The 25363-nt window shown below is 52.6% G+C and carries 20 protein-coding genes and 1 riboswitch; of the genes, 10 read left to right on the top strand and 10 right to left on the bottom strand.

Translation table 11 applies throughout. The annotated features are described in order from the left end of the window. Positions 1 to 427 precede the first annotated feature (427 nt). The 6 genes from ACI1P2_RS30600 (at position 428) to ACI1P2_RS30575 (ending at position 7216) form a co-directional block, all read left to right on the top strand. Positions 428 to 2383: a RiPP maturation radical SAM C-methyltransferase gene (locus tag ACI1P2_RS30600; protein WP_355325693.1), complete on the top strand. Its 1956-nt coding sequence runs from the start codon at positions 428 to 430 to the stop codon at positions 2381 to 2383. A 125-nt stretch (positions 2384 to 2508) separates the two neighbouring features. Then, a complete protein-coding gene (locus ACI1P2_RS30595; protein WP_355325691.1) occupies positions 2509 to 2691 on the top strand; it encodes a hypothetical protein in 183 nt (60 codons plus the stop codon). Between the two features lie 132 nt (positions 2692 to 2823). Beyond that, positions 2824 to 4059 (top strand): M16 family metallopeptidase, encoded by a 1236-nt coding sequence (locus ACI1P2_RS30590; protein ID WP_408976388.1) that lies wholly within the window; start codon positions 2824 to 2826, stop codon positions 4057 to 4059. A gap of 12 nt (positions 4060 to 4071) precedes the next feature. Beyond that, entirely contained in the window at positions 4072 to 4632 is a 561-nt protein-coding gene (locus ACI1P2_RS30585; RefSeq protein ID WP_355325685.1) for a hypothetical protein, read from the top strand. Positions 4633 to 4650: 18 nt separating this feature from the next. Then, positions 4651 to 5955 carry an MFS transporter gene (locus ACI1P2_RS30580; protein ID WP_355325682.1) on the top strand — a complete coding sequence of 435 codons (1305 nt, stop codon included), beginning with the start codon at positions 4651 to 4653 and terminating at the stop codon, positions 5953 to 5955. Position 5956: 1 nt separating this feature from the next. Next, positions 5957 to 7216, top strand: a complete 1260-nt coding sequence (locus ACI1P2_RS30575; RefSeq protein WP_355325679.1) for an aKG-HExxH-type peptide beta-hydroxylase — start codon at positions 5957 to 5959, stop codon at positions 7214 to 7216. 57 nt (positions 7217 to 7273) lie between these two features. Here ACI1P2_RS30575 and ACI1P2_RS30570 read toward each other — a convergent pair whose 3' ends face one another. The 5 genes from ACI1P2_RS30570 to ACI1P2_RS30550 all read right to left on the bottom strand — a co-directional run bounded on the left by ACI1P2_RS30570 (position 7274) and on the right by ACI1P2_RS30550 (position 11145). Continuing rightward, complete coding sequence (locus ACI1P2_RS30570; RefSeq protein ID WP_355325676.1) at positions 7274 to 8071, bottom strand: TatD family hydrolase; 798 nt, start codon at positions 8069 to 8071, stop codon at positions 7274 to 7276. Continuing rightward, positions 8068 to 8889: an ABC transporter ATP-binding protein gene (locus tag ACI1P2_RS30565; protein WP_355325780.1), complete on the bottom strand. Its 822-nt coding sequence runs from the start codon at positions 8887 to 8889 to the stop codon at positions 8068 to 8070. The genes ACI1P2_RS30570 and ACI1P2_RS30565 overlap by 4 nt, the downstream gene beginning before the upstream one ends. 112 nt (positions 8890 to 9001) lie before the next feature. Next, positions 9002 to 9778, bottom strand: a complete 777-nt coding sequence (locus tag ACI1P2_RS30560; RefSeq protein ID WP_355325673.1) for an ABC transporter permease — start codon at positions 9776 to 9778, stop codon at positions 9002 to 9004. Next, on the bottom strand, positions 9775 to 10068 hold the full coding sequence (locus ACI1P2_RS30555) for an MTH1187 family thiamine-binding protein (protein WP_355325670.1): 294 nt from the start codon (positions 10066 to 10068) through the stop codon (positions 9775 to 9777). The genes ACI1P2_RS30560 and ACI1P2_RS30555 overlap by 4 nt, the downstream gene beginning before the upstream one ends. Before the next feature lie 27 nt (positions 10069 to 10095). Then, positions 10096 to 11145 (bottom strand): ABC transporter substrate-binding protein, encoded by a 1050-nt coding sequence (locus tag ACI1P2_RS30550; protein WP_408976387.1) that lies wholly within the window; start codon positions 11143 to 11145, stop codon positions 10096 to 10098. Between the two features lie 136 nt (positions 11146 to 11281). After that, a riboswitch (TPP riboswitch) is annotated at positions 11282 to 11392 on the bottom strand. 399 nt (positions 11393 to 11791) lie between these two features. On the opposite strand from ACI1P2_RS30550, the gene ACI1P2_RS30545 reads away from it, so the two are divergent. Both ACI1P2_RS30545 and ACI1P2_RS30540 read left to right on the top strand, forming a co-directional pair. Continuing rightward, the gene (locus tag ACI1P2_RS30545) at positions 11792 to 14026 is read left to right on the top strand and encodes a bifunctional 2',3'-cyclic-nucleotide 2'-phosphodiesterase/3'-nucleotidase (protein ID WP_355325664.1); all 2235 of its coding nucleotides are present in this window, start codon (positions 11792 to 11794) and stop codon (positions 14024 to 14026) included. Between the two features lie 251 nt (positions 14027 to 14277). Then, a complete protein-coding gene (locus ACI1P2_RS30540; protein ID WP_355325662.1) occupies positions 14278 to 15315 on the top strand; it encodes an EAL domain-containing protein in 1038 nt (345 codons plus the stop codon). 101 nt (positions 15316 to 15416) lie between these two features. Here ACI1P2_RS30540 and ACI1P2_RS30535 read toward each other — a convergent pair whose 3' ends face one another. The 4 genes from ACI1P2_RS30535 to pdaA all read right to left on the bottom strand — a co-directional run bounded on the left by ACI1P2_RS30535 (position 15417) and on the right by pdaA (position 20670). Next, positions 15417 to 17375 carry a stalk domain-containing protein gene (locus ACI1P2_RS30535; protein WP_355325659.1) on the bottom strand — a complete coding sequence of 653 codons (1959 nt, stop codon included), beginning with the start codon at positions 17373 to 17375 and terminating at the stop codon, positions 15417 to 15419. Positions 17376 to 17507: 132 nt separating this feature from the next. Then, positions 17508 to 18593: a hypothetical protein gene (locus ACI1P2_RS30530; protein WP_355325656.1), complete on the bottom strand. Its 1086-nt coding sequence runs from the start codon at positions 18591 to 18593 to the stop codon at positions 17508 to 17510. 518 nt (positions 18594 to 19111) lie between these two features. After that, positions 19112 to 19726: a hypothetical protein gene (locus tag ACI1P2_RS30525; protein ID WP_355325653.1), complete on the bottom strand. Its 615-nt coding sequence runs from the start codon at positions 19724 to 19726 to the stop codon at positions 19112 to 19114. Between the two features lie 146 nt (positions 19727 to 19872). Then, a complete protein-coding gene (gene pdaA, locus ACI1P2_RS30520; RefSeq protein ID WP_355325651.1) occupies positions 19873 to 20670 on the bottom strand; it encodes a delta-lactam-biosynthetic de-N-acetylase in 798 nt (265 codons plus the stop codon). Between the two features lie 241 nt (positions 20671 to 20911). Here pdaA and ACI1P2_RS30515 point away from each other — a divergent pair, with 241 nt between their 5' ends. Further along, positions 20912 to 23965 (top strand): hybrid sensor histidine kinase/response regulator, encoded by a 3054-nt coding sequence (locus ACI1P2_RS30515; protein ID WP_408976386.1) that lies wholly within the window; start codon positions 20912 to 20914, stop codon positions 23963 to 23965. Positions 23966 to 24064: 99 nt separating this feature from the next. Then, positions 24065 to 25216 carry a response regulator gene (locus ACI1P2_RS30510; RefSeq protein ID WP_355325645.1) on the top strand — a complete coding sequence of 384 codons (1152 nt, stop codon included), beginning with the start codon at positions 24065 to 24067 and terminating at the stop codon, positions 25214 to 25216. A 71-nt stretch (positions 25217 to 25287) separates the two neighbouring features. Here ACI1P2_RS30510 and ACI1P2_RS30505 read toward each other — a convergent pair. Then, a partial coding sequence (locus tag ACI1P2_RS30505; protein WP_355324935.1) for an IS3 family transposase occupies positions 25288 to 25363 on the bottom strand: 76 nt, incomplete at its 5' end.

Raw genomic sequence — 25363 nt, 5'->3', positions numbered from 1 at the left:
GGTGCAGCAGGACGAACCGCGTCAGTCTGCATTGAATAAAGAGGCAGCCCCGGTTATCTGTGATGACTTAGGGGACTGCCTCTTATACTAAATCCGAACTGTCTTCTATGAATGTACCTCGATGGACGGTTTTCTTATAACGCGCCATAACGGGTTTAAAATGCTTACTGAGCTTGAAGGAAAACATTTTTAAATAGGTCTATAAAAAATTGCTTGAAATCAAGAGATGATCAAATTACAATGAACAAAACGGAAATCATTTACACATATTGTGCTAATCTTCCAACACTCCTTGCATCCTGTCAGGCCCTGTGAAGGCGGAAACCATTAAGTTCTACCCGCTTCGGCCACTTCTTGTGTTCGCACCCGGTCCAGCCATGGTCGGAAGCCGTCGAATTTCAAGCTTGCAAGCAGGAGGAGGAACGTTATGCATGTTGCGCTCGTAAGCATGCCCTTTGCCTCGGCCTATCGGCCGTCGATCGGGCTTGGTCTGCTCCAGTCCGGACTGCGCAGCCGTGGTATTGACTGTGATACCTTGTACCTGAATCTAAAGTTCGCAGCTCTGATCGGCTTGGAGGAGTATGACTGCTTTGCCGAAAACTCAACTTACCCGACCAACGCGCTGGCGGGGGATTGGATTTTCTCACAATCGTTATTTGATGGGGAAGATACGTTTGAGCAATATAAGGAGTATCTTATAACAACGTATTCCCGATTCAGAAGGAATTCCTCCAATAAAGGACAGGCTTTTCAGCGCCTGCTGGATGTGCGCGCCAAGGTAAACTCTTTTCTGGAGAGCTGCCTGGCCGAATACAACTGGACCCGCTACGATGTCATCGGTTTTACTACTGTATTTGAGCAAAATACAGCCTCCCTAAGCATGGCTAAACTTTTGAAGTCCCGTTTTCCCGACAAATTGATTATCTTCGGCGGCTCCAATGTTGAGAGCCCGATGGGACTTGGGACACTTCGCAACTTCAGCTTCATTGACGCGGTATGCTCGGGTGAGGGAGACCAATCCTTTATTTCCTTCATCGAACGTCTCCGGGATACCGGTGATCCGGCGGCTAGCGCCGGTCCTGGCATTATCCTTCGTTCTGCGCTTGATGGACAAAATTCGGAGCAGACAGCTTCTTCTCCGCCTATTCATGACATGAACTCTCTCCCTTATCCGGATTACGATGATTATTTTGCACAATTTGACGGGCTTGGCCTGCCGGATCATAAGACCAGACGCCGTTTTCTCTTTGAATCCTCCAGGGGCTGCTGGTGGGGACAAAAATCACACTGTCTGTTTTGCGGACTCAACGGCTCCACTATGAGCTTTCGTAGTAAATCGCCCGAACGGGCTCTGGACGAAATCATGTATTTGAAGGAGCGGTACGGACAGTACACGAATAAAGCGACGGCCGTTGATAATATCATAGACATGAACTATTTCAAAACGGTGCTTCCGGTCATCAGGGACAATGAGCTTGATCTTGACATGTTCTATGAAACGAAGGCGAACCTGACTAAAGAGCAAATCAAGCTCTTCAAAGAAGCCGGGTTTCATTACGTGCAGCCTGGCATTGAGAGTATGATCACCTCTGTGCTGAAGCTGATGAAAAAAGGGGTGAGCATGCTCCAAAACGTCCGTTTGCTGAAATGGTGCTCCGAATACTCGGTCACACCGCTTTGGAATTTCCTGTACGGGTTTCCCGGTGAAAATGAATGGGAGTATGATGCTGCTGCGGAGCTGATCCCGTCTTTGACCCACCTGATGCCCCCGGGAGGGACCGCGCCCATCCGGCTGGACCGCTTCAGTCCGTATTTCATGAATCCCGAAGCTTACGGGATCTGCAACATCCGTCCGCTTCGTTCCTATGAACTGATCTTTCCCGCAATTCCTTCCGAACAGCTGGCACAGATCGCCTACCACTTTGATTTTGACTACGCAGATGAGCAAAGCCCGTTTTCGTATACCTCCCGTATGCGCCAGGCTGTCCAGAACTGGCAGACCGAGCATGGGGAGAGCGAGTTCTTTTCCGTACTCAAGGATGACCGCATTATTCTGGTGGATACACGCTTTGCTTCCGGACAGCCGACGTCTTTGCTTACATTTCATGAAACAGCGATCTACCAAGTATGCGACAATATGATATCTGTCCCAAACATCGTAATCCGCTTGCGGGAGCAGGGACTTACTGTACATGAGGACGAGGTCAGGCATTGCCTGGAACGGTTTGTGGAGCGGCGCTGGATGGTGACCGAAGGCGAGGTTTATTTGGCTCTGGCCGTTCCGCTGGGGTCCTATACACCCAAGCCAGCCGGACTGCAGCGTTTAAGGGAGCTGTCCGCCGCAAGCGGAAAAGGCGAGAATCAGCTCAGTGCCCTGTCCTGAAACCTTGGCATAACGGGGGATCACCCTTTGGGGAGGTGAGGATCAAAAAAACGGGTATGAACGTTATTCGGTAGGTAGCGCTGTCGGTCATTTTTCATCCACTTTATAACAAAGGAGAGATTGGAATGGCACAAGAGAAAAAACAGTTAACGCTCAGCCCGGAGGCATTTACGGTAAACAGTCAGGGAGAGGTGATCATCAGTGATTCGGCGCTGTCCGAAGCGCTGCTGGGGGCCGCCGAGGAGAACAAAATCGGAGAACAAGGGATTCAGGATGCCGTCAAGGTATCTGTAAGTGTATCTATCTAACAAGCAGCAGTCTGAAAGATGCGGAAAGCGGGGGCCGCTTGGCAACGGCGGCTCCGCCGCTTTTTGCGGTGCAGGGTCCATGCGAGACCCATCCGGGGAAGGGAGTAGGATCATAGGATGTTCTCTGAGCTGGTGACCAAAGCTGTTTTTGAAAATTGCCTGCAGGTGACCATACGCAAAATACCTCATGCAAGAACAATGAATATCGGCGTATTTATCAATCATGGTGTCAAGAACGAAGAGAATCAGGTGAATGGCATCTCCCATTTTATTGAGCATGTGTCCTTTAATTATACGAATATGAACAGCCATGCCCGTCAGCTGCTGGGTGGATTGATGGACCGCGGCGCGCTGTATGAGGCGTTTACGGGCAAGGAGATGACCCGCTGTACACTGTCTGCCCAGCGGGAGTATCTGCCGATGATGATCGAATGCCTGGGCAGTATTGTCATGAACAGCAGCGTAAGTCCGGAGAGTCTGGAGCATGAACGCAATATTATCCTTCATGAGGCGGAGAGCTATTTTTCCTCGGGCAGAATCAAGGAAGAGCTGGTGGAGCAAGCCCTGTGGGGCAACCGCTCCCTGGGGCAATTTGTGATCGGAAACCGAAACAATATTCTTGGCTTCAACCGGGAGCAGATCGAAGAGAGGCTGCATCACTATTACATTCCGAACAATACCCAGATGATTGTCCAGGGCAATGTTGAGCCTGAAGAAGTCATTGAGCAGGTAGGCCGTTATTTCCGCGATTGGAAGTACCAGGGGAAGCAGAGGGATGTGGTTATTGAAATCGAACCGAGCATCCTTGGCTTGCCTACCGCAAATCCAAGAGTGGACTTGAATATCTCCTTTGTGGGCGCGTCCTTTCATTCCCAGGAAAGGCAGCTGATGAATCTTCTGTCCGTCATTCTGGGCTCGGGGCTGAAGTCACGCCTGCATGTGGAGCTGCGGGAGAAGCGGGAGCTTGCCTATCTTGTCTTTTCTTATGCACAAAGCTATGCGCTTAGCGGATACTTAAGCATCCAGGTGAACTGCCGCCGGGATCAGATCAAGGAGGTTTACGAGGCGATCTTATCCGTACTGGAGGAGTTGAAAACGGGCGCTATTGGAGAGGAGGAGCTTCAGCGGGTGAAGGCGGCGAGAATCACAAACCTGATGCAGGTTCCCGGCAATGACGCCAAGCTGCTGCAGATAACAGGACGTTACGCGCTTCTGAACAGAGACTTCTTCATTGATCTGGAGCGGGTCGAAATCGAGCGCCTGACCGCTGAAGAGCTGCAGTCGTTCGCTTGCGAGCTGTTCACTCAGGATCGTATGGCCCTGTCGGCCCTCGGTGTAGGCTCAGAGGAGCTGGCCATTTTACTGTAAGGAGGATGAATCATGACGCCATCGCAATACGGCAGCGGCAGTGAAGTAGAGGGAAAGCCGGAGCTTTTGGAGCGGCTTATTAAAGACAGGGGGCTGGAGGTATTCCTGAGCATTATGGATAAACCCTCCACCGCGGGAGAGCTGGCCGACCGGCTCGGCTGTTCAAGGGCCAAAATGAATTATATTCTCGACAGCATGCTGAAGCAGGAATTTATCACTTTGCATTCAGAGAAGGTCAGCGGCGGAATTGTCGAGAAATGTTATACCTCCAAGGCAGATACGTTTCACCTGCTGGTGGGCAGCAGCTACAGTGACTCGGAGCGGCTGTCCGCTGCCCTGTATATTCTCGGAGTCGTCAAAACGGCCCTGCTCACCAATATGAACCGGGGAGATCTCTTTCATATGGGTATGGTGCATGCGAAGGTGCCAGTCTCCCGGGTCGATGAGTACATGGCGAGACTTAAAGAGCTTCAGCAGGAGTTTGACGATGAAAATCTGGTTTCAAACGATCCGGATTGTGAATGGCATACGCTCGCGGTATCCATTTTCCGGGGCCCGACGCCCAGTAATTGAATCGGAAGGAGGACAGGGATGGATTCCCAGGAACCTCGGCAGGAAACTGTGTCTGATACCGGAAACAAAGCCTCCTACAAAGCGTTGTTTTCCATCCGCAATTACCGGCTGCTGCTGATGTCGCAGACGGTGTCGGTCATTGGGGATGGCGTCTATGCGATTGCGCTGATCTGGCTGATGAAGCTTCTTACGGGAAGCGCCTTATGGATGTCTGTCCTGCTCGTTGCCGAAACGCTGCCGCTCATTTTGCTGGGAATGTTCGCCGGTGTCATTGTGGACCGCAGCAGCAAGCGGAAAATTTTGATCTGCTGTGATATGGCACGCGGGATCATTATCGTACTGGTCATCCTGCTGTGGGCCACCGGGCTGCTGCAGCCGTACCAACTGATCATGGCCGCGCTGCTGCTGTCATCCTTCACGGCATTCTTCGGGCCTGCCAGAGCGGTGACCGTCCGGAATGTTGTGCCTGACGCCTATATGTTCCAGGCCCAAAGCGTGTCACAACTGATACAGACCGTCGTTGGATTGACGGCACCCGCGCTCGGGGCATTTCTGCTAACCTTTGGCACGGGCTATGCCTTCGGTTTTAATGCGGCTACATTTTTTATTTCCTGCCTGCTGCTGACGCTGGTACGGGATGAACGTATGACGGAACGGAAGGAAGAGAAGATGAATGTTGGCAACCTGGCCGCTGATTTCAAGGAGGGGCTGGACACGATTATGACGCAGCCTTTGCTGCGTAATCTGATTATTTACATTATGCTGATCAATTTCATGCTGTCGCCCACCGCACTGCTGTTTCCCCTTATGGTGAGTGATTCATCCGAGCTTGCGGTGCTGGAGATTTGCTTTTTTATCGGGATTGCCGCAGGTGCGGTAGTAACGGGGCTCGTAAGAAGGTGGCCCTATATCGTCACCATGTCGATAGGCCTTGGTCTGCTGATGACCGGCCTTGGCATGCTGTTCTGGATTCGGGGGCTGGTATGGGAAGCGCTATTTGTGTTTATCGCCGGACTGGGCAGCCCGCTGGCCAATGTGACGCTGCAGACGCTGTTTATGCTTAAGGTGCCCCGGCCTGTGTTGGGGCGTGCGGCCGGCATGATGAGAGTGCTGACGGAGGGCTCGCGTCCGCTTGCGATGATGCTTACGGGCATGCTGCTGTCATGGATCCCTGTCAGAAGCTTTTTCGGCGTTGTGGGGATTTTCGGGATTATGGTGATCGTGCTGATGGTCTTGAATCCGGCCATTCGCAAGGATTCGGATGCGTCGGCGTATCATCCGGCCGCTGCGGAAGCAGGGGCCACAACCAAGGAGGTTATGTAGCATGTTCAGATTTGTACAGCCGTCCGAAATGAAAAATGATTTTGTATATACCTTGATGGTGAAACGCCGGATGGAGAAGCTGAAGCATTGTCTGCAGGCATGCGCGGAGCAGGATGGGGATCAGCCGCGCTGGGACAGCTTGCTGCGCGAGGAGCATTACCGTGAGCTCATGCATCCTGTGCTGGTGAATTGGACGGACACCCGGTTGTTTCCAGCCTTTCAAGGGGCAGTTCCGGAAAAGTCTGTCAGGGAGCGGCTGCTGGAGGAATTTTCCCGCCTGGTCCTTATCCCTCTGTGGAAGCATCAGGAAGGACCGGATGATGTGGCACTGCGGGCGGATGCGGAGGGTGTCGTGTATTTTCCGGGATGTATTACAGCGGTGGATCTCGGCGCAGAGGCGAAGGAGATGCAGGTCCGATTTGCAAAGACAGGCGATACGGTCTCGATATCCGTAGGAGAATGGCAATTTGAGGTCGGGTTCTCCGAGCTGACCGGTGAAAAGGAGACAGCCTCCCCGATACTCAGGCGGCTTGGCCTCTGCGAGCATGGCAGCATACAATTTGGCGGCTCCGATCCGCTCGTTGAAGACTTTCTGGAGCGGGAGCTGCCGGAGATCATACAATCCTACGGCAGGGAAAGGCCGTCTCTGCCGCCGATCCGCTCTGTGTCTCTGGCGGATATGTGGTATTACGAGAAAGCTATGGACCTGGTCGAGGAGATCTGGCCGCAAATGTATCGGGAGGTGTCAGCACATGTGAGGACGGTGTATCTCCTGGATACTCAGGAGATTGGGGCAGTAACCATCAACCTGTTCCAGGGAGCTGTATTCATGTCTCATCGCAGCGATCTGATGTGGACGACGGAAAACCTGATTCATGAATTCGGCCACGCCCGGCTGGATCAGCTGTTTGAACTGGATGATCTGCTGTTGAACAGCCCGGATGAGCGGTATCCTTCGCCCTGGCGGGAGGATTTGCGTCCGGTAAAAGGTATTCTGCACGGCCTCTTTGTGTTCGTGCGCATCGGGCTGTGGTATGAGCGGGTCGCAGCGGTCATTCCGCATGCCGATATCACGGACAGAATGCAGGAGGTGCTGGCCCAAATCGGGCAGGCGCTGGACACGCTGCGGCAGCATGCCCGTTGGACGGCCCTCGGCGAACAGCTTTTCTCCGAGCTGTCGGAACAGTATGACAGGCTGACTGAGGCCGCTGCCGTGTCGAACCATGCCGGTTCACGGGAAGGAAGCATCGCGGCAGGCTGATCTGCGGCAAAAGCGGTGCATGGATAGGCTTGTCCAGTTATAAGCGGCGAAAGGAGGTTACAGCCGGTAAAAACGGCAGGTATTATCATGGAACAACCGCCTGCCCTCTGCCTCGGTCATTCCATGGATGCCGCAGTACGTCCGAATGATATCGGCCGTCATTCGTGGATGGGTCGTCTGCCCGCTGAAAGGACCCTCGAACGGCCAAGGGCCGTCCGTTTCCGCCATCACTTGCGTCGGAGGATAGATTTCCGCCAATGCCCGGATCTCCGGCTCATACAGCAGGTCCGGCGTGAAGGAGATATAATACCCGTTACGGGCCATCCGTCGGGTGGTGGCCGGACTGCCCTTGAACCAATGGAAATGGGCTCTGGTGACCTGGTGCTGTTCAAGCAGCGTACAGGCGATATCTGCATCCTCGTACACGGCATGCAGCACTACGGGCTTGTCATGCCCTTTGGCAAACAGTATGAACCGCTCCAGAAGCTCAACATAACCGCTTTGGTCAAAAGAAGTGCCCTTGCTCACTGCTTCCTGGGCGGTGTAATAAGGCAGTCCGACTTCTCCCACGGCGACCATGCGGTCCACGTGGCGTTCCATCCAGCCGAAAAGCTCCTCCTGCCCGGATACGCCGGGCAGAGGCTGTTCGGGATGAAAGCCGAACGCGGAAAAGATCGTGCCGGGCCGTTCGAAAGCCAGGCGCAGATTGGCTTCGCATGACGGAAGATTCATGGAGACGGCGATGACCGCTTCTACGCCGCTTTCGCCCATGGACGACAGGAGAGCTTCCCGATCCTCATTTGAGTAGCTGTCCAGATGAATATGGGCGTCGATTAAAGGAGCAAAATGGCTCATACGGTGTCACCTTCCCATGCGGCTGTGATTTTTGCTTTTTCCTCCCGCATCCGGCGGCTCAGTTCATGCTTCAGTTCCACAAAGTCCTTGTCAGCGGTTATATCCTCCCGGCGCGGCCTTGCAAAAGGAACGTCCACCACCTGCAGCACCGATGCCGGTCTGGCGGACAGCACATAGATGCGGTCTGACAGCAGCAAGGCTTCCTCGATGCTGTGCGTAATGAACAGCACGGAACGGCGGTTGTGCTCCCACATCTGCAGCAGCCACTGCTGCATGTCCGACCGTGTCAGCTCGTCCAGCGCGCTGAACGGCTCATCGAGCAGCATCAGCTCCTGCGGGCTCAGCATGGCCCGCAGAAAGGCCGCGCGCTGCTGCATTCCCCCGGACAACGTGTGCGGATATGCATTGGCGAATTTCCCGAGACCGACCTCGTCCAGCCGGCGACGAGCTTCCTCACGGGCTTCGCGGCGCGGCCCCTTGCCCGGACCCGGTGCGTTTTCCTGCCCAAGCAGGACGTTGTCCAGCGTCGTCCGCCACGGGAACAGTGCGGGCTGCTGCGGCATGTAGCTGATCCGTCCGCGCGTGCCCGTTACATCCTCGCCGTCCATATAAATATGTCCCTGATCCGGTGTCAGCAGCCCGCCGATCAGATGAAACAGCGTGCTTTTGCCGCTGCCGGAAGGACCGAGCAGCGAGACGAATTCCCCTCGTTCAACGGTCAGAGAAATATCCTTCAGCACGGGGAGCTGATTTTTCCGCTGCCGAAAAGCGATGCTCACCCGATCTACATTCAGGGCTGCTTTTTCTCCGCCACCCATGCCGTTACTTTCCTTTCCATCCAGTTGAAGCTCTGCGGACAGACCATTCAAGCTCATCTTCTCATACTCCTTCCTTCGCAGACGGATTCCGCATGCCAAGCCGGTTGATTTCCTATTTTTGCTCAGGCCGCCATCTGATCAGCAGCTTTTCGATCAGTGCAATGATCAGGAACATGATCAGGCTGAGCACAACGATAATGGCAATGGCAGCAAATACACGGTCCGTGCGGTAGGCTGATTTTTGCAGCAGCATATAATAGCCGATCCCTTCGCTCGCCCCGAGCCATTCGGCCACGATAGCCCCCATCACGCTGTAGGTGGCCGCTATTTTCATGCCTGAAAATAGGGGAGGCAGTGCATGCGGCAGCTCAAGCTTGCGGAAGATGCGCATCCGGCTTGCCCCCGACATTTGCATGTAGTTCATCATCAGCCGGTCCGTTTGCGTGAGCCCGTCCAGGGCGGCAACGACCACAGGAAAGAAGCAGACCAGCGTAATAACCATCAGCTTGGGCAGCAGGCCGAAGCCGAACCAGATCATCAAGAGCGGTCCCAGTGCTATGGTGGGGATGTTCTGGCTCAGAATCAACAGCGGGTAGAAAGCCCGCTTCAGGAAAGGAACAAGGTGCAGGAGAACGGCCAGCAGCAGTCCGACGGCGCTGCCGATCGCAAAACCGCTCAGCGTAAGCCTGATGGTAGCCCAAGTATGCTGCGCCAGCAGGCCGGATTGAGCGGCCGCTTCGGCGGCAATGTCCGCCGGACTCGGCAGCATCCAGGGCTCAATATGCAGGAAGACCGCCGCCGCCTGCCATACCGACAAAAAGAAGAGGACCGCCACAACGGGCGGCCATACGCTTCTGAACACGGAATAAAGGCTCTCCTTCCGGCTCATGGACGGTACTTCTCGGTTAGCTTGTCCATGCTGATTCCGTTCGGATTGTGGGCAATTTTGATCTGGGAAATCACACTTGGAATTCCCGCTTCAGTGAGCGCTGTGTGCATCTCCTTGACAACGTTCAGCAGCTCGTCCAGTTCACCCTCCAAAGTCGTCTCCAGCGGATTGACCTGATGCTTGACGCCTGAACGCTGGATCACCTCGATCGCTTTGTCGACGTAAGGAATGGTGTCCTCTCCGCCAGGGGTTTTGGGAATCACCTGAATACTCAACAATGTGTTAGCCATGGAAAACCGTCTCCTTTCCGGGTCAAATCAGGATTTGCCGTCTTTGGGCAGGAAATCATTGGTGAAGGCTTTGTCAACCTCCAGCGGCTTGTCAAGCAGCTTGCGCTCGTACATCCAGTCGGCATAGTTCTTCCATACCTCCGCCTTCTGGACGCCCCACTGCGGAGCATCGTCCTGATAGCGCGGGCTCAGCCATTTCTGGCTTGCCAGTACAAGCTCTTTATCCAGTTCAGGGACAGCCTTCGATAAAATTTCAGCCGCCTTCTCCGGTTGGTCAATCGCATATTGGTAACCTTTGGCCGTAGCGCTCATGAACGCTTTTACAAGCTCAGGATCGCTGTTGATGGTCTCTTCATTTGTAACGATGACCGGTGTGTAATAGTCCAGACTCTTGGAGTAGTCCTTGACATATAGCATATCAAGCTGCTCGCCGCGCAGCTCGGCTTCAATTCCTGTCCATGCATAGAAAATCCAGGCGAAATCGATATCACGCTTGACTGCGGTGAAGTAATCCGCATCACCCATGTTGATGTTTTGGACCTTGCTGACGTCCCCGCCATCCAGATCCATGATGGATTTCATGACAGCCTCCTCAACCGGGGAGCCCCAGCCGCCGTATTTCTTGCCTTCAAAATCCTTGGGGGACTTGATGCCGCGGTCCACTGGAGCGGCAAAACCGGAAGTATTATGCTGAATCACGGCCGCAATGGAGACGAGCGGAACGCCCTGTGTACGAGCCTGGGTCACGCCTTCCTGGTAGCTGATGCCGAACGGAACCGCATTGGAGGCGACCATTTGATCCGCGCCGCCCTCTCCGGGCTGAACAATCTCCACATTCAGACCGGCTTCTTCATAGTATCCCTGGTCTTTGGCCACATACAAGCCGGTATGGTTGGTGTTGGGGGTCCAGTCCAGCACCACCTTTACGTCTTTCAGCTTCCCGGACGCCGAACTGCCGCTGCCGGAAGGCCCGGAAGCGTTCGTATCCTGTGGAGCGGACGATTGTCCGCCGCAGGCCGTCAGGATCAGGAGCAGGGAGCATACCGCTCCAAGACCCCATTTTTGCAAAGAAAACATACTTTCTTCTCCCCTTTTCATTACCCGTACTCTCCTGCAATGCTTGTCATCTGCCGTGATCCTGCAAAAAAAAAAGCGCCCCGTTGTCCGGGACGCCTGTAATCTACCAAAGGAAAGGATGACGATGCTCAAAAGACATGTCATTCTGTAGCGATTCCTACGCTGGCATTACCCAGATCAGGTTGTAAGGGTCAGTGTCTGGGGACACAATCTCAGCCGGCCGATTCCAGCACCCCTGGCAAGTGTATGAAGGAGCATCAAGACGGCAAGATACTGCCTTGAACGCTCCGCATTGTTGAAGATTTTGCGGGCTCTGTAATGATGAACTAACGTTGATTATATGCTTTCCCGGCCGGAGTGTCTAGAGGGGAAGGGGAGATTTAACGGACCTGGAGTAGGCACAATCTTCCTTTAGGTTACAATATGTTACATTAACTTACACAGGGCCGTGGTTTGTTATAAAAACTCTATTCATTTAACCGTAGTTCGATTAGAATGAGTATCAATCAGGTGATTTTTGGGATAGGATTTACAAGGGATGTGCACCGATTTTACATACATAGATTACAATCATTGATTGTGAGTCTTGCCGCCTGCCTATGCAGGGATAAATCGCCTGATTATTTATACATAGGAGGGGTTAATCTTGAAATTTCGGAAAAAAGGGTTGAAAAGTCTCGCAGCGACAATTGTGGCGTTCAATGTGCTTGCACTGCCGGCCGTGCCGACCTGGGCTGCTGAAGGCAGCGCTGAGGTAAAGCTGCGTATTATGCAAACGACCGACCTGCATGTGAACCTGCTGAACTATGACTACTATACGGACAAGCCGACAGACGAATACGGGCTTGCCAAGACAGCCACACTCATCAAGCAGGCGAGGGAGGAAGCCGAGAACAGCATGCTGTTTGACAGCGGCGACCTGATTCAGGGCAATCCGCTCGGAGACTATGTGGCCAAAATCGACCCGCTTAAGGACGGAGAAACCCACCCTGTATACAAAGCAATGAATCTGCTGGACTATGATGCCGCCACGCTGGGCAATCATGAGTTCAACTACGGTCTCGATTATCTTCAGAAAGCCCTTAAGGGTGCCGATTTCCCCTACATCAACGCCAACGTATATGCAGATGACGGGGACAATGATGAAGGCAATGATAAAAACTATTTTACTCCATACCGGATTATTGATAAAAAAGTCGTTGACGAGAATGGGACGGAGCGCACGCTTAAAGTCGGGGTGATCGGTCTGCTGCCTCCGCAGATCAATCTATGGGACGAGGCTAATCTGAAAGGAAAGGTCATTGCCAAAGATATTGTGGAGACGGCCAAAAAATTTGTTCCGCAAATGAAGGCGGACGGGGCGGACATCGTGATTGCGCTCGTGCACAGCGGATATGAGGACACCCCCGAGACTCCGAACATGGAGAATGCGGTTAAATATTTGAGCCAGGTGGATGGCATTGATTCCATCCTGTTCGGCCATGCTCATAAGGTGTTTCCAAGTGCAGCTTTTGAAGGCATGTCAGGGGTTGATGTGGAAGCCGGAACGATTAACGGAATGCCAGCTGTTGAATCCGGTTATTGGGGAGACAACCTGGGCGTTGTCGACCTGGATTTGGAATTGAAGGATGGCAAATGGACAGTCGCAGACTCGCAATCCGTTGCCCGCCCGATCTATGACAAAACCAGCAAGGCATCCCTGGCTGAACCGGACCCGGATGTAGTGAAAGCCGTTTATGAAGAGCATACCAAAACGCTGGAGTATGTGCGCGGACCGGTCGGTAAGACAACCGCTCAGATCAACAGCTATTTTGCCCTTGTTCAGGACGACCCTTCCGTTCAGATCGTAACCAATGCGCAGAAATGGTATGTGGAGCAGAAGCTTGCCGGAACCGAGTATGCAGGCCTGCCGGTGTTGTCTGCAGGAGCGCCTTTCAAAGCAGGCGGACGTTCGGGAGCTTCCTATTATACGAACATTCCTGCAGGCACGATCGCCATCAAGAATGTAGCAGATCTCTATGTTTATCCGAACACGGTATATGCCGTGAAGCTTACTGGAGCCGAGGTAAAAGAGTGGCTGGAATGGTCGGCAGGGCAGTTCAATCAGATCCATCCGGGACAGAGCGGCGAGCAGCAGCTGATCAATAACGATTTTCCGACCTATAACTTTGATGTCATTGACGGGGTGACTTATCAGATTGACGTGACTGAGCCGGCGAAGTATGACGGCAAAGGAACCGTGGTGAATCCTTCCGCCAACCGGATCAAAAATCTGAGCTATGACGGCAAGACGATCGATCCTGAGCAGGAGTTCATCATTGCCACAAACAATTACCGGGCTTCTTCTTCCAAGCTTGCCAACCCGGACGGGCAGCGGATCGTCCTGGCCGCACCGGATGAGAGCCGTCAGGTCATCATTGATTACATCAGTGAAAATGGCAGCATTAACCCGTCGGCTGACGGCAACTGGTCTATTGCGCCTTTTGGCGACGCTGATGTGACCTTCGTTTCTTCACCGGATGCCCAATCTCTGGCTTCGGATACGTCAAGCGTCACTTATACTGGAGCCGGGGAGAATGGTTTTGCCAAATACAAGCTGCTGTCGGCCACAGCTTCCGGAGAATCGGAAGAAACAGAGTCGGAAGAATTGCCCGCCGCTCCGGTGACACCGCCAGCACCGCCGGCTTCCACGCCAACTGCTCCAGCCAAGCCGGCTCCGGCAGCGCCGACGTCGTCCGGGTCGTCCTATACCATTCAAAAGGGTGACAACCTGTACAGAATCGGCTTGAAGTTCGGAGTAAGCTGGGAGGAAATAGCGGAGCTGAACGGAATCAAAAATGTCTACCGTCTGCAAATCGGGCAGACGATTCAGATTCCGTGACATAGGTTTGATCCAAAAATGCCGGCGTAAATGCCGGCTTTTTTGTCGAACAACCTGAAATAAGTAGGGTCAATCTACCAAAGGAAGTGGGAATAAATCGAATATAACACAAATATATTAGTGAAAGGAAATGAAAACATAACTTGAAAGCTCGAATTTTGGCGAATTAAACCAATAAAATAGTTCTTTTGTGCTATTCAGCATGCTATAATAAAGCGGAAATAGGAAAAATGTTCCGGAGGGATTGTCTAATGAATTGCAGCAGCTGTAGCGGTATACTGCCTTTCGACGATCACGGATTGCTAAGATTCCGCCCAGCTGTCCCATCGCTCGTAGAAGTGCTCGGTCCTATTTTTAGCGAAATGGAAGTTTTGCCCGACAATACAGTACAGCTGAGATATTCAAACAGGGAAGAGTTAGTGGGGCTCTTGAAGCTGCTCGCAATGACAGGTCAAGATGAGTCAGGTGGTGTGCTTGTGCATTTGTCCAAAGTGGAGGATCGTGGTGTGGACGACTCCTGGATTCCGCCGGAAATCGTAAAGTCCAGAATCGAGAACAGTGAAATGGTGCATTTGATTTTACAACGCTGCTTTATGAGTTATATGCAGCCTATTGTGAATCTTGACACCAGGGTAATCGGGTATGAATTTTTACTGCGTCCGCTGCCTGATGTAAGGCCATTTTCGCCTATAGAGCTTTTTGAAGTTGCCCGCAAAACAGGTCTGCTCTCATTCCTTGACAATGCCGCCCGGGTCTCGGCCGTCGAAACGAGCGCGCGCTGGCTTCCCAAGGGCATTAAGAGATTCATCAATTTTCTGCCTTCCTCCATCAATGATTCACATTATTGCCTCAGCCGTACGTTCGATGCGATTGACCGGTTGGCGCTGAATCCGGAGGACTTTGTATTTGAAGTGGTGGAGACGGAGCGGCTTGACGACATGAAAGTGATCCAGCACATTTTCGATGAATACCGCAGCAGGGGAATGTCTGTGGCACTGGACGATCTTGGTGCGGGTTATTCGACACTTGAAGCCATGAACCGACTCCAGCCTGATTATGTCAAAATTGACCGCGCTATTATCGACGGCTGCCACAAGGATGCGGATAAGCAGCGCCAGATCAGCCAGATTGTCGAATCGGCCGGGCGCTTTGCGGGTCAGGTGCTAGCCGAAGGTATTGAGCGGTGGGAGGATTTTGAGTTTTGCCGGCAAGCAGGGGTTTCGCTCGCCCAGGGTTATTTGTTCGGCAAGCCCGAGGAGAGGCCTGTCAGTGGGCATCGCGCTGGTTGAGCATTCGTCCGGGGATACGCAAAGAAACCTCTCCTTTAGAATGGTTGGGTAGTACCTCCATTTCCCAAGGAAAGGTTTCTTTTGTTGTTTTTTAATATAGCTTACAACAAGATCTCCGTAATTTTTCCGCCTTCAAAAACAAGCGCTTTAAAGTAAAAGGATTTGTCGCCATATACCCAAACTTCTATACCTGATTCCTTACTTATCGCTGTAGGGCTGCCCCAAGCGAATTTGGCCTGAGTGGTATTCATCCCGAAATCGACTTCGTTATTTTTGATGCTATTCCACGTAGAGGTTGACCAGTTATACTTCTGATAAGGGTTGTAGGTCAGGAATTGATCCGAATCGGACAGCATGTCCGGTATACGGGAAGCACCGATTTGCGATGGAGATTTATGAATTTTGCCTTCCGGGTTTCTGAATACGACGCTGAAGGAGCTTACGCCCATGGCGTCATAGCTAACCTCTATATCCTGGATGGTCACTTTTTCAAAACGCTCACCTGCATTGTAGTAATTGTTTACCCAATAGCTTTTGCCGATCAGATTAACCAGATTCCCAAGCTCGATGGATTTTTTGATTTTCGCTGTCGCGGGGGATTCTATGATCAGCTTGGATCCGCCTATGTTTAATATGGCCTGTTGAAGCTTGGTATCCCATTGAAGCGTGCCTTTTTTCAAATCGGTTATCAGGCTTCCCGGAAACACCGCTTGTCCGCCTGCCGTTTGCAGTGTTCCTTTCATGTTAACGGATTTCCCGTTAAGCAAGGCTTCCGCACTGCCCTTTTTCAGTACAATAGTATCCTTGCCCAGTTTAATCGTAAACTGCTGTCCCGTAACGGTAACCGTGCCTCCCAGTGATTTGAAAACAGGCTGCAGAGGCAAATAAGCCTTGCCTTTCAGCATGGCCGCGCCGGTCAGAGGCTGAACGGTTGTAACGGATAATGTAACTGAGGAGGCGAGTCCTCCGGTTTGAAGGTTCACAGCCGTATTTCCTATGCCTCGCACCTTAAGTGTACCTGGTTCCTGAAGTTCGGCGACCTCTGTCTGATCCACGATGATTTCGCCAGCCTCGGGATCGCGGACGAGCCGATAGCCGTTTGAATAGGTTTCCTGCACCTGAAGGTGAATAGTATCGCCGACAGCCGCATTTGCCGCGCTGCTCATCAGGGAAACGCTGTTTAACACCGGAACATTCAGCGGGGTGCTTTTTCCATTCTGGTACCCAGTCCAGGAACCGTCACGCAGCTGCACGAAAAGCTCGTCTGGTGAATCGACCAGCTTGACCGCATCCGATATTCCGCTCAGTTGTACCGGCTTGTAGCCCTGCATACGGTCATAGGTCCATACGGAGCCATCCTGATGGGCGGTATAAAGCACATGTGTCCCTTTCTTCCAAACGATGGTGCTGATATCCTGCCCTACTTCAACGGGGTCTTCATCGGTGAGAAGATCGAGCATGATCACACGGCCGCTTTTCTGCAGTACGGCTGCATAAGCACTGCTCATCCGAAGCTCAACGGCATGATCTACATGTCCGACAATTCGGGGCTTGGAGCCGTTGTAACCCGAAGAATACCAAACGTCTCCCGATTTGGTAATGACCGAAAACTGTTCTTCAAGCATGTCGCCATCTACTGCATTGGATAATCCTTCAACCGTTTTTCCGCCGACGAGAACAGAGCCGTCCTTTTTAATAACAAGCCCTTCTCCCAAAATCTCTGAGATCCCCGCAGATTGAGCAGGCATCACAGCCCCACCTGTCACTGTGCTCCAGGATAAGGATTGTCCTTCGTTTGTCCAGCCGTAATGGCTGGAACCTTCACCGGCAGTAATACCCACCAGGTTTAAGTGCTCCAGAACCGGACCGTCGACGCTGGTGGTCCATAATGAACCATCCTCAAGAATATAATTGTTGCGGTCAATAACATCTGTTATTTTGGCAGTTTTCCAGCTGTTGTCTACCGCTGCTTGAGCTGCTGACACTGATTTGCCAGCCAGAGGTAACGATGCCGTGAAAAGCAATGAAACGGCCAAAACTGTTGCTGCAGCTTTTTTCATGAGTGCTCCCCTTCATATGTAATATCTGTTTCTTTGGACGCAGGAAAAAAGGCCCTCTTTATAATTCTTGAGGGCCCATGGAATTTCCTTTATTTACTTTAGGAGGGCAGCCTCTTTCGCCTTTCGCTGTTTCTACTTGAGGGTGGTCACATAGATGCCCAGAGGCGTGCTTGCGCTGCCTGCCACCATGAAGCTGAACGAGTAGGAGAAGGTACCCGGCGGTACAGAGATTTCGGCCAGGAGGCATACTTGCGTATTCGTTCGCATGAGCGGAATGCCGTAGACCTTGCCGTCGATTTTCACTGAACCGGCGAACGCGCCGCCGCGCGGGTTGGCCTCAATGCGGATCACCCGCTCCTCGTCCGAGTTGTTGACTACCGGGATGGTAACATTGTAGATGACTCCGAACTGCCCCGGGTTATCGAGCGCCGGCTGCAGCTCGCTGCTGACTGCCGTGAACAGCAAATCGGCAGGCACGGACCCGTCCAGCCTCCGGGCTGCGCAGGCACGGTAGTTCGCACTTGTGCCGACGACATATTCCGGCATGAGGGCATTCGTCTCGCTGAAGGGCCAGCTTCCGCGCGGATGTGCCTGCGGCGGAGGCATGAGCGGCAGGGGCGCCGAGGTGAGCGGCCGCAGGTCGGCGGATGTGTCCTTGCTGACTACCGTGCGCACCTCGTAGTCCAGCAGACCGTGTCCTTCGGCAAATTCCACTGTAAAATCATAGACAAATCCGGCCAAATCGCCTTCAGCGGCTTCAAATTCCTCAATCAGTGCGACTCCGCAGCCGAATTTATGCTTGTCTGCGGGTCTGATGCGCTCCATCGTTCCTGCCAGACAGGATTTGGCGATACATTGGCCGACATCGATAATCCAGTTGCCGTCCTCCGGCACAATACGCAGCTCGCGCTCAATGTGGCGGATCTCCAGCCGTTCCGCGGATTTATTCTCCACCGTTACGCCGATTTTGACGGGTCCGCCTGTCTTGTTATAGTGCCAACCGAAAACGCGGTGCTTTACCGTCTTCTCATCCGTCCGCACCGCGTCATGCCATAGCGTGCCATCCTGGCCGGGCACACTCTCAGGCTTGAGCGTTTCGGGATTGTCGCTCAGCATCAGCCTGCGTTTGCCGCCTGGGGTGGCCGCGGCCACGTCGATATTGATATTACCGGGTACGATCGTCGTTTCGCTTGTCAGATTCTCCTGTTTGCATGTCATTCCGAACTCCTCCCATCCTATAGTGAGTGAATAACCGTACGATTGCAGGCGGGCTTCTACAGATGCCCGGCGGGAGAGCATACTTATCAGCAAATCTGCTGGAGAGGCCCTCTTATTTATATAGGTAATGAGGGAGCAGGTTTTACAACCATTTTTCAAAAAAAAAATTTTTTCTTAAAAAAATGGCTCAAAACCTAAATCGGTTCTTGACCGGGAATAGGTGCGAGTACGTATAACAGCGCGAAAATTCTAACAGTTGTGGGCGACGCTATTTGGATAAAAACGCGGGGTTACAGGATGTAACGGTTGCCAGCGAGCTTATTCCCCTTTTTTTGCAGGTAAAGAGGCTGTTTCGCCTAAATAAGCTCGCGCATAACCGTTAGAAGAGCAACCTTTGTTTTTTCGGCTAAATAAGCGCTGTGGCAACCTTTAGAAAGAAATATACCGGATAGATCGATCATTCGAGGCAAATCCATGGGTCAAGCACCGATTTCTGGATTGAGTCCAAAATTTACGTGTCAATGGCGTGGAGACCTTATTCTGTATAGGAGAACAGCCGATATGCCCACGACGGCGATAAACCCGGAGACAGCCCATTGGGCGGTTGATTTATTTGATGTGGCTGGTGGAGGAGTTTCCGACAGCGGGGATGCCGATGCCGCGTTCTCCTGTACGGCGGGTGCGGCTGAAGGGCCAAGCTCCTGCACATCGCCCGCAGCCTCGGAAAGAAGGGCAGTGCGGTCGCAAAAGGTGGTGTGCAGGACGCCGAATTCCTGGTCATTACGGGCATAGACGAGATACTCCTGTCCCTCCGTAAATTCAAATCCGCAGCTCTCGGATGACATGGCTGTGGTTACGACTGTGGTGCTGCCTATATTGCCCTTCCACACCCGATCCACCTGAAAGGTAACCTTGACCGGATCGCCCGATGAAACAATAAGGGCGTTTCTTTGCTTCAGGGATACGGCTTTTCCGCTGAACACAGCCGCGCTCCACTCCTTGGTTTCACTAGGGGACGGTGGCCCCGCACAGGAGCATGCATACACGACCGTTGGTTCGGCGACCATTAGCACACTTAATAGAACCACCGCCCCAAGCAGGGCCAACAGCGGCTTTCGCCAGACTTTGTTCATAAGCTCAACCCCCTTTTCTTTCCAGACGGAATGAAGTGGAGGATTGTTACATTATTCCTGTAGATGGCAGAGAAAAAGCAGTCCTGTAATTTCAATCCAGGGCTGCTTGTGTTTAAGGTGCTGCCAACCGTGTTTTATAAGTCAGACTAACGGTAAATTTTGACCTTCAGCTCATTCAGGCTTTTGAAGGTATACCCTTGCTTGCGTGCATCATCAATGATGGAGGAGAGAGCTTCGGCGTTGTCTCTGGAGACGGAATGCAGCAGAATGACTGCGCCGGGATGCAGCTGTGACATGACCTGCTGATAGGCATGCCCGCCGCCCTGCTGCCTGTTCGTCTCCCAGTCCCGGTAGGCGGCGGACCAGAACACATTGGTGTATCCGAGCTGCTTGCATGTCTCCAGCACCCTGCCGCTGAATATACCGCGCGGCGGTCTTACAAAGCTCATCGCCTGCTGCCCGGTTACACCGGCGACCGCTTCGCGCACCTTGTCCAGCTCCGTGCGGATTTGCTCCGGCGACAGAGTTGTCATATCAGGATGGCTCCAGGAGTGATTGCCGATGATATGGCCTTCTTTACTCATCCGGCGCAGCAGCTCAGGCTGGTCGCGCACAAAATGACCGGTAACGAAAAAAGCGGCCGGCACCTCCTTGGCCTTCAGCACATCAAGCACTTTTCCCGTATATCCGTTCTCATAGCCGTTATCGAAGGTCAGATACAGCTCCTTCTGTTCCGTGTTTCCCAGAAAGATCGATCCGTTCTCCTGCAGGATATTCATGAAGCCCTCCTGGGCAATGGATGGCAGCTCTCCGTTTTTACTTTTCTTGAACCCGAAATGATGCGGTTGGGCGGAAGAGGCCATTACAGATGCAGTTTCAGAAACGGTGGCTGCGACAATAAAGGCAAGTGTCATACACAAAATTTGCTTCAACAGACGCGGCATTCATATCCCCCTAATTCCAAACTTTCGGAGCCTGTGACGGTTCCGTCACCTGTTATCATTTTCAGTCGCTGCATAAATTATGTGGACGATATGAAGGCTTTCACAATTTTTCCGGGGATGCCCATGGACATGAATAAACGTTATAATTGAGGCAGGAGAAGCCCGGTCGGGAGGACCGGGTCTTTTCGTGAATGTCGGGCTTTTTGGCAGTGCCTATATTTATAATGAAAGGCATGGAGCTATGAGAAAACAGTGGATCATCTTGTCAGGCTTCTTTTTTTTAACCGTAGTTCTTCCTGCTTATTACCTTTTTAACAAATCGGCCACGAATGTGGAGCAGCCTCGGGCTCGCCAGGGCGTTCTGGATTTGAGCGGCTGGAATTTTTCTGAAAACGGAATCGTTAGGCTGAATGGTGAATGGGAGTTTTACCCCGGTCAATTATTAAATCCCCGGTCCTGGAAAACGGACGGCCTGGAACACCCGCTCAGGTATGCGTCCGTCCCGGAAATTTGGAACCCGTACATGCCCGGGCAAAGCGGCACAGGATACGGGACCTATCGTTTGCTCATCCGTGTTCCGAAGCAGGACCACGAGCTCTTCGGGATACGCACGATCAATATCCGGACAGCGAGCAGCATTTATATCAATGGCAGAAAAGTGGGTGCCAGAGGGAATCCGGGAGAGAATGATCAGTCGTCTGTTCCGGGCAACAGGCCCTATAACGGGTATTTCAGGGTAAACGGATCAACTGTTGAAGTGATGATTCAAGTATCCAATTATAATTACTATACAGGTGGAATCGTTAGACAGATCATGTTTGGCGAGTATGCCTCCATCCGCAATGCGCGGGACATCAGCCTGGCCACTGACCTGATTCTTGGCGCAGGGTTCTTTGTTCCCGGCATATTCTTCCTGCTGCTTTACAGATTTCGCAGGAGGGAGCCCGCACTCTTTTATATGGGCTGCTTCTGCTTTGCAACACTGTGGTACGTGCTGAGTCAGGGAGAAAAGCTGATCGGGGCCATTTCCGAAATGCAGTACGAATGGGTTGTCAGTTCCCAATGGGTGTCATCCGTGGTCGCGTTTTTCTTTTTGGTCCGTTATGTAAATGTATATTCGCCCGGAATTGTTCATCCAAGGGTTCTTAGGCTTTCGACGGTGGCAACAGTAGTATGGACTGTTATGGTTCTCTTAGTACCGACCGTGCATATGTCCCGTGCGGAGCCGCTGCTGCTTATCTATCACGTGTGCTGGGTAGGGTATGTGGTATACGTCCTGATTAAGGGATTCAGCAAAAGCAAGCTGGACACTTCATTAATGGCACTAGGCATATTGAGCATTATGATGGTGGTTCTTCTATGCATCGCTTATTTGCTTGGGCTGATCGATATGCGGGGAGTTGTATCCTTTGAAACACTGATATTTATTTTTTCGCAGGCTTTGCTGCTGGCCAAACGGTTTGCCGTCACCTTCGAGGAGGTCGAGCTGCTGTCGCAGCGCCTGCTGACGCTTGATGGATTGAAGGATGAATTTCTGGCCAATACCTCCCATGAGCTTCGCACCCCGCTGCATGGGATGATCAATATCGCGCAAGGCATGGCTGACCGGAGGGACGGGTGGCAAAATGAAGAACAGCTGCGCAATTTGAAGCTGATCGTGTCTGTGGGCAAGCGCTTGTCTTTTCTGATCAATGATATTTTGGATTTTTCCAATTTGAAGAACGGAAGGCTTGTTATTCATCCTGCTCCTGTAAACTTGAAGGCAGCCGTGCAATCCGTGCTGGAGGTGCTGGAGCATACCGTTGGGGCAAAAGAGATCCGTTTCGTAACCGCGCTGCCGGATCATTTGCCGTATGTGATGGCGGATGAGGACAGGCTTATGCAGATGCTTTACAATTTGCTCGGCAATGCGGTCAAGTTCACCGAACGCGGGCAAATCAAGGTGTCCGCAGCCGTTCATGGCGAGGACCTTGAAATCAGGGTTGAGGATACAGGCGTCGGCATTCCGCCGGAGCTTCATGAAGATATTTTTGAATCCTTCCACCGGGGGGAGCACACGGAGAACATGGCTGTCAACGGAACCGGACTTGGACTAAGCGTAACGAAGCGGCTGATCGAGCTGCATGGCGGGCACATCTGGGTCGAGTCCCAGCTCGGGGCAGGCGCGGTGTTCACCTTTACGCTGCCGGCTGCCGCGGAACATGCCAGCTCAGCATCTGAACCGGCTGTGGTGGGGCAAGAGCTATCACCGGATGTGAGAGATGCTGGGGGGCTTACTCCCCGGTTCGGCAAGAAAAGCAAATATACGATCCTGGCCGTTGATGATGACAGTGTGAATCTGCATGTGCTGGCAAGCCTGCTGGAATCGGAGGAATGCAAGGTGATCGCCGTGCAGGATGCCCAGGCGGCACTGAAGCATATCAACGGCAGCAAGCATATCGATCTGGTGATCACGGATTGGATGATGCCGGGAGTGTCGGGGCTGGATTTGTGCCGGGAAATCCGCAGAAGGTTCTCTATGGCTGAGCTGCCTGTACTCCTGCTTACCGCCCGCAATCTCCCCGGTGACATTCATGCAGGTCTGCAGGCAGAGGCGAATGACTTTCTGCGCAAACCGGTGGATGCCGAAGAGTTACGCGCACGTGTGCGCACCCTGCTTAATTTGCGGGAATCGACCCAGGAGGCGATCCGTTCGGAGATGGCCTTTCTGCAGGCGCAGATCAAGCCGCATTTTCTTTACAATGCGCTGAATGTCATTATCTCCGAATGTGCGGAGAACCCGGGCCGGGCTATAGAATTGCTGATGGAACTTAGCCAGTATCTGCGCAGCAGCTTTGATTTCCACAATCGTGATCAGACTGTTCCGCTGTATAAGGAGCTTGAGCTTGTGCGCTCGTACTTGTCGCTGGAACGCGCCCGCTTCGAGGAGCGGCTTCAGGTTGAATTCGATATCGCGGAACAGGCCAAGGCTTTAATTCCTCCGTTATCCATTCAACCCATCGTGGAGAATGCAATCCGTCACGGAATTATGCAGCGCGCGAACGGCGGAATGATTAAAATTTCCATACGAACCCGGGAAAAAGGCATACTTGTTGTCGTGGAAGATAACGGAGTGGGGATGACGCCCGATAAAGTGGAGCAGATTCTGTCCAATGCCGGAGAAGCGGGTGGTGTGGGGCTGCGGAATATCCATCGCAGACTCGTTTCCCTCTACGGAAGCGGCCTGCAGATCAGCAGCGAGCCTGATGACGGGACGATTGTAAGCTTCCATATTCCGCATAACCCGCCCGCCTGATAAACAGACTCTGGAAGCTGAATTTTTGCATTATGAACAAACGAACCTGCTCGCTTGTATACGAGACTGCTTGATTATCTTAAAGGTGGGGACGCTAACATGATGAAGGCCATTTTGGTAGATGATGAGAGATCGGCTTTAATCCAATTGGAAAGGCTGCTGCGTGCAGATGGACGCGTCGAGGCGGCGGGAATGTTCAACTCCGCTGCGGCTGCGTTGGAATATCTGGTGTCCGGACGGGCGGATATCGTATTTCTGGATATTGGCATGCCCGAAATCAGTGGTCTGGAGGCTGCAGAACTCATTCAACAGCTGGACATCGACGTTCATGTGGTGTTTGTGACCGCTTATTCGGAATATGCCATTGAAGCGTTTGAACTGCAGGCCCTGGATTATTTGCTGAAGCCGGTGCATCCCCAGCGACTGTCCAAAACGATCGACCGGATCGCCGGAAAGGCAAAAGAAAACAAAGAGCCTGCCTCCGTCAAGGAACCCAATGTGCTTTGTTTTCAAAGGCTTGAGATTACAGATAGCGTTACCGGCAGTACAGGCGACGGACATTTTAAATGGCGGACGCTGAAATCCCAGGAACTGTTTGCCTATCTGCTGCAAAACGGACGAGAGTGGATCAGCAAGCAGGAACTGCTGAATGTGCTGTGGCCTGATTACACGCCTGATAAGGCTGTGGTCCATTTGCACACTTCCATATATCAAATCCGCAAGGCGATCAAGGAATGGGTGTATGGCACCAAGCTGGAGTTCAGTCTGGACAGGTATAGGCTTACCCTCGGCGGCTGTACGACGGATGTAGAGGAATTTGAGCGGGGCATGGCGGAAATTTACGCGTCCGGGCGGCCGGATGCGGCCCGGCTGGATCAGATCCTTGGCTTGTACCGCGGAAATTATTTGGAAGAGCATGATTATCCCTGGGCCTACTCCAAAAGAGAGAAGCTGCGCAGGAAGTATATAAAAGGCGTAATGGACGCCGCGGCAGACGAAATGCGTACAGGCCACTTCCGGCGGGCGGCCGAGCGGCTGCTGGCCCTGCAGTATAAGGAACCCTATTCGGAAGAGGTTTGCTGCCAGCTATTGGAGCTGTATGCCCGCATGGGGGATTACAAAGCGGCGGAGGAGCATTACGGCAGCTTCACTCAGCTGCTGAAAGACGATCTGGGTATCCGTCCAGAGCCCTCTACCCGGCAGCTGTTCGAACGGCTGCTTACACAGCGTCCTCCGCAAGCACTTACCTGAACAAGAAAAAGTGGCTGTCCCGATTGTGAACTGCACCCCGTCAAGTAGACAGTACAAAAAATAAAAGATCACTAAGCGGCCTTGGTTCTGAATTCAATGGGACTGAGGCCGTTTAGTTTTGCCTGCAACCGTTCATTATTGTAAAAG

The sequence above is a fragment of the Paenibacillus jiangxiensis genome, assembly GCF_046098255.1.
Lineage (GTDB): Bacteria > Bacillota > Bacilli > Paenibacillales > Paenibacillaceae > Paenibacillus > Paenibacillus jiagnxiensis.
Note: the sequence above shows the minus strand (reverse complement) of the source record. Positions and strands in the feature narration are given on the sequence as shown.

What these genes read in the sequence shown, in the direction of transcription:
- pdaA (WP_355325651.1), bottom strand. Translation starts at nt 20,670, where the DNA reads ATGCCGCGTCTGTTGAAGCAAATTTTGTGTATGACACTTGCCTTTATT.
- ACI1P2_RS30585 (WP_355325685.1), top strand. Translation starts at nt 4,072, where the DNA reads ATGACGCCATCGCAATACGGCAGCGGCAGTGAAGTAGAGGGAAAGCCG.
- ACI1P2_RS30540 (WP_355325662.1), top strand. Translation starts at nt 14,278, where the DNA reads ATGAATTGCAGCAGCTGTAGCGGTATACTGCCTTTCGACGATCACGGA.
- ACI1P2_RS30570 (WP_355325676.1), bottom strand. Translation starts at nt 8,071, where the DNA reads ATGAGCCATTTTGCTCCTTTAATCGACGCCCATATTCATCTGGACAGC.
- ACI1P2_RS30510 (WP_355325645.1), top strand. Translation starts at nt 24,065, where the DNA reads ATGATGAAGGCCATTTTGGTAGATGATGAGAGATCGGCTTTAATCCAA.
- ACI1P2_RS30560 (WP_355325673.1), bottom strand. Translation starts at nt 9,778, where the DNA reads ATGAGCCGGAAGGAGAGCCTTTATTCCGTGTTCAGAAGCGTATGGCCG.
- ACI1P2_RS30575 (WP_355325679.1), top strand. Translation starts at nt 5,957, where the DNA reads ATGTTCAGATTTGTACAGCCGTCCGAAATGAAAAATGATTTTGTATAT.
- ACI1P2_RS30565 (WP_355325780.1), bottom strand. Translation starts at nt 8,889, where the DNA reads ATGGGTGGCGGAGAAAAAGCAGCCCTGAATGTAGATCGGGTGAGCATC.
- ACI1P2_RS30580 (WP_355325682.1), top strand. Translation starts at nt 4,651, where the DNA reads ATGGATTCCCAGGAACCTCGGCAGGAAACTGTGTCTGATACCGGAAAC.
- ACI1P2_RS30555 (WP_355325670.1), bottom strand. Translation starts at nt 10,068, where the DNA reads ATGGCTAACACATTGTTGAGTATTCAGGTGATTCCCAAAACCCCTGGC.
- ACI1P2_RS30530 (WP_355325656.1), bottom strand. Translation starts at nt 18,593, where the DNA reads ATGACATGCAAACAGGAGAATCTGACAAGCGAAACGACGATCGTACCC.
- ACI1P2_RS30515 (WP_408976386.1), top strand. Translation starts at nt 20,912, where the DNA reads ATGAGAAAACAGTGGATCATCTTGTCAGGCTTCTTTTTTTTAACCGTA.
- ACI1P2_RS30525 (WP_355325653.1), bottom strand. Translation starts at nt 19,726, where the DNA reads ATGAACAAAGTCTGGCGAAAGCCGCTGTTGGCCCTGCTTGGGGCGGTG.
- ACI1P2_RS30595 (WP_355325691.1), top strand. Translation starts at nt 2,509, where the DNA reads ATGGCACAAGAGAAAAAACAGTTAACGCTCAGCCCGGAGGCATTTACG.
- ACI1P2_RS30535 (WP_355325659.1), bottom strand. Translation starts at nt 17,375, where the DNA reads ATGAAAAAAGCTGCAGCAACAGTTTTGGCCGTTTCATTGCTTTTCACG.
- ACI1P2_RS30550 (WP_408976387.1), bottom strand. Translation starts at nt 11,145, where the DNA reads ATGTTTTCTTTGCAAAAATGGGGTCTTGGAGCGGTATGCTCCCTGCTC.
- ACI1P2_RS30600 (WP_355325693.1), top strand. Translation starts at nt 428, where the DNA reads ATGCATGTTGCGCTCGTAAGCATGCCCTTTGCCTCGGCCTATCGGCCG.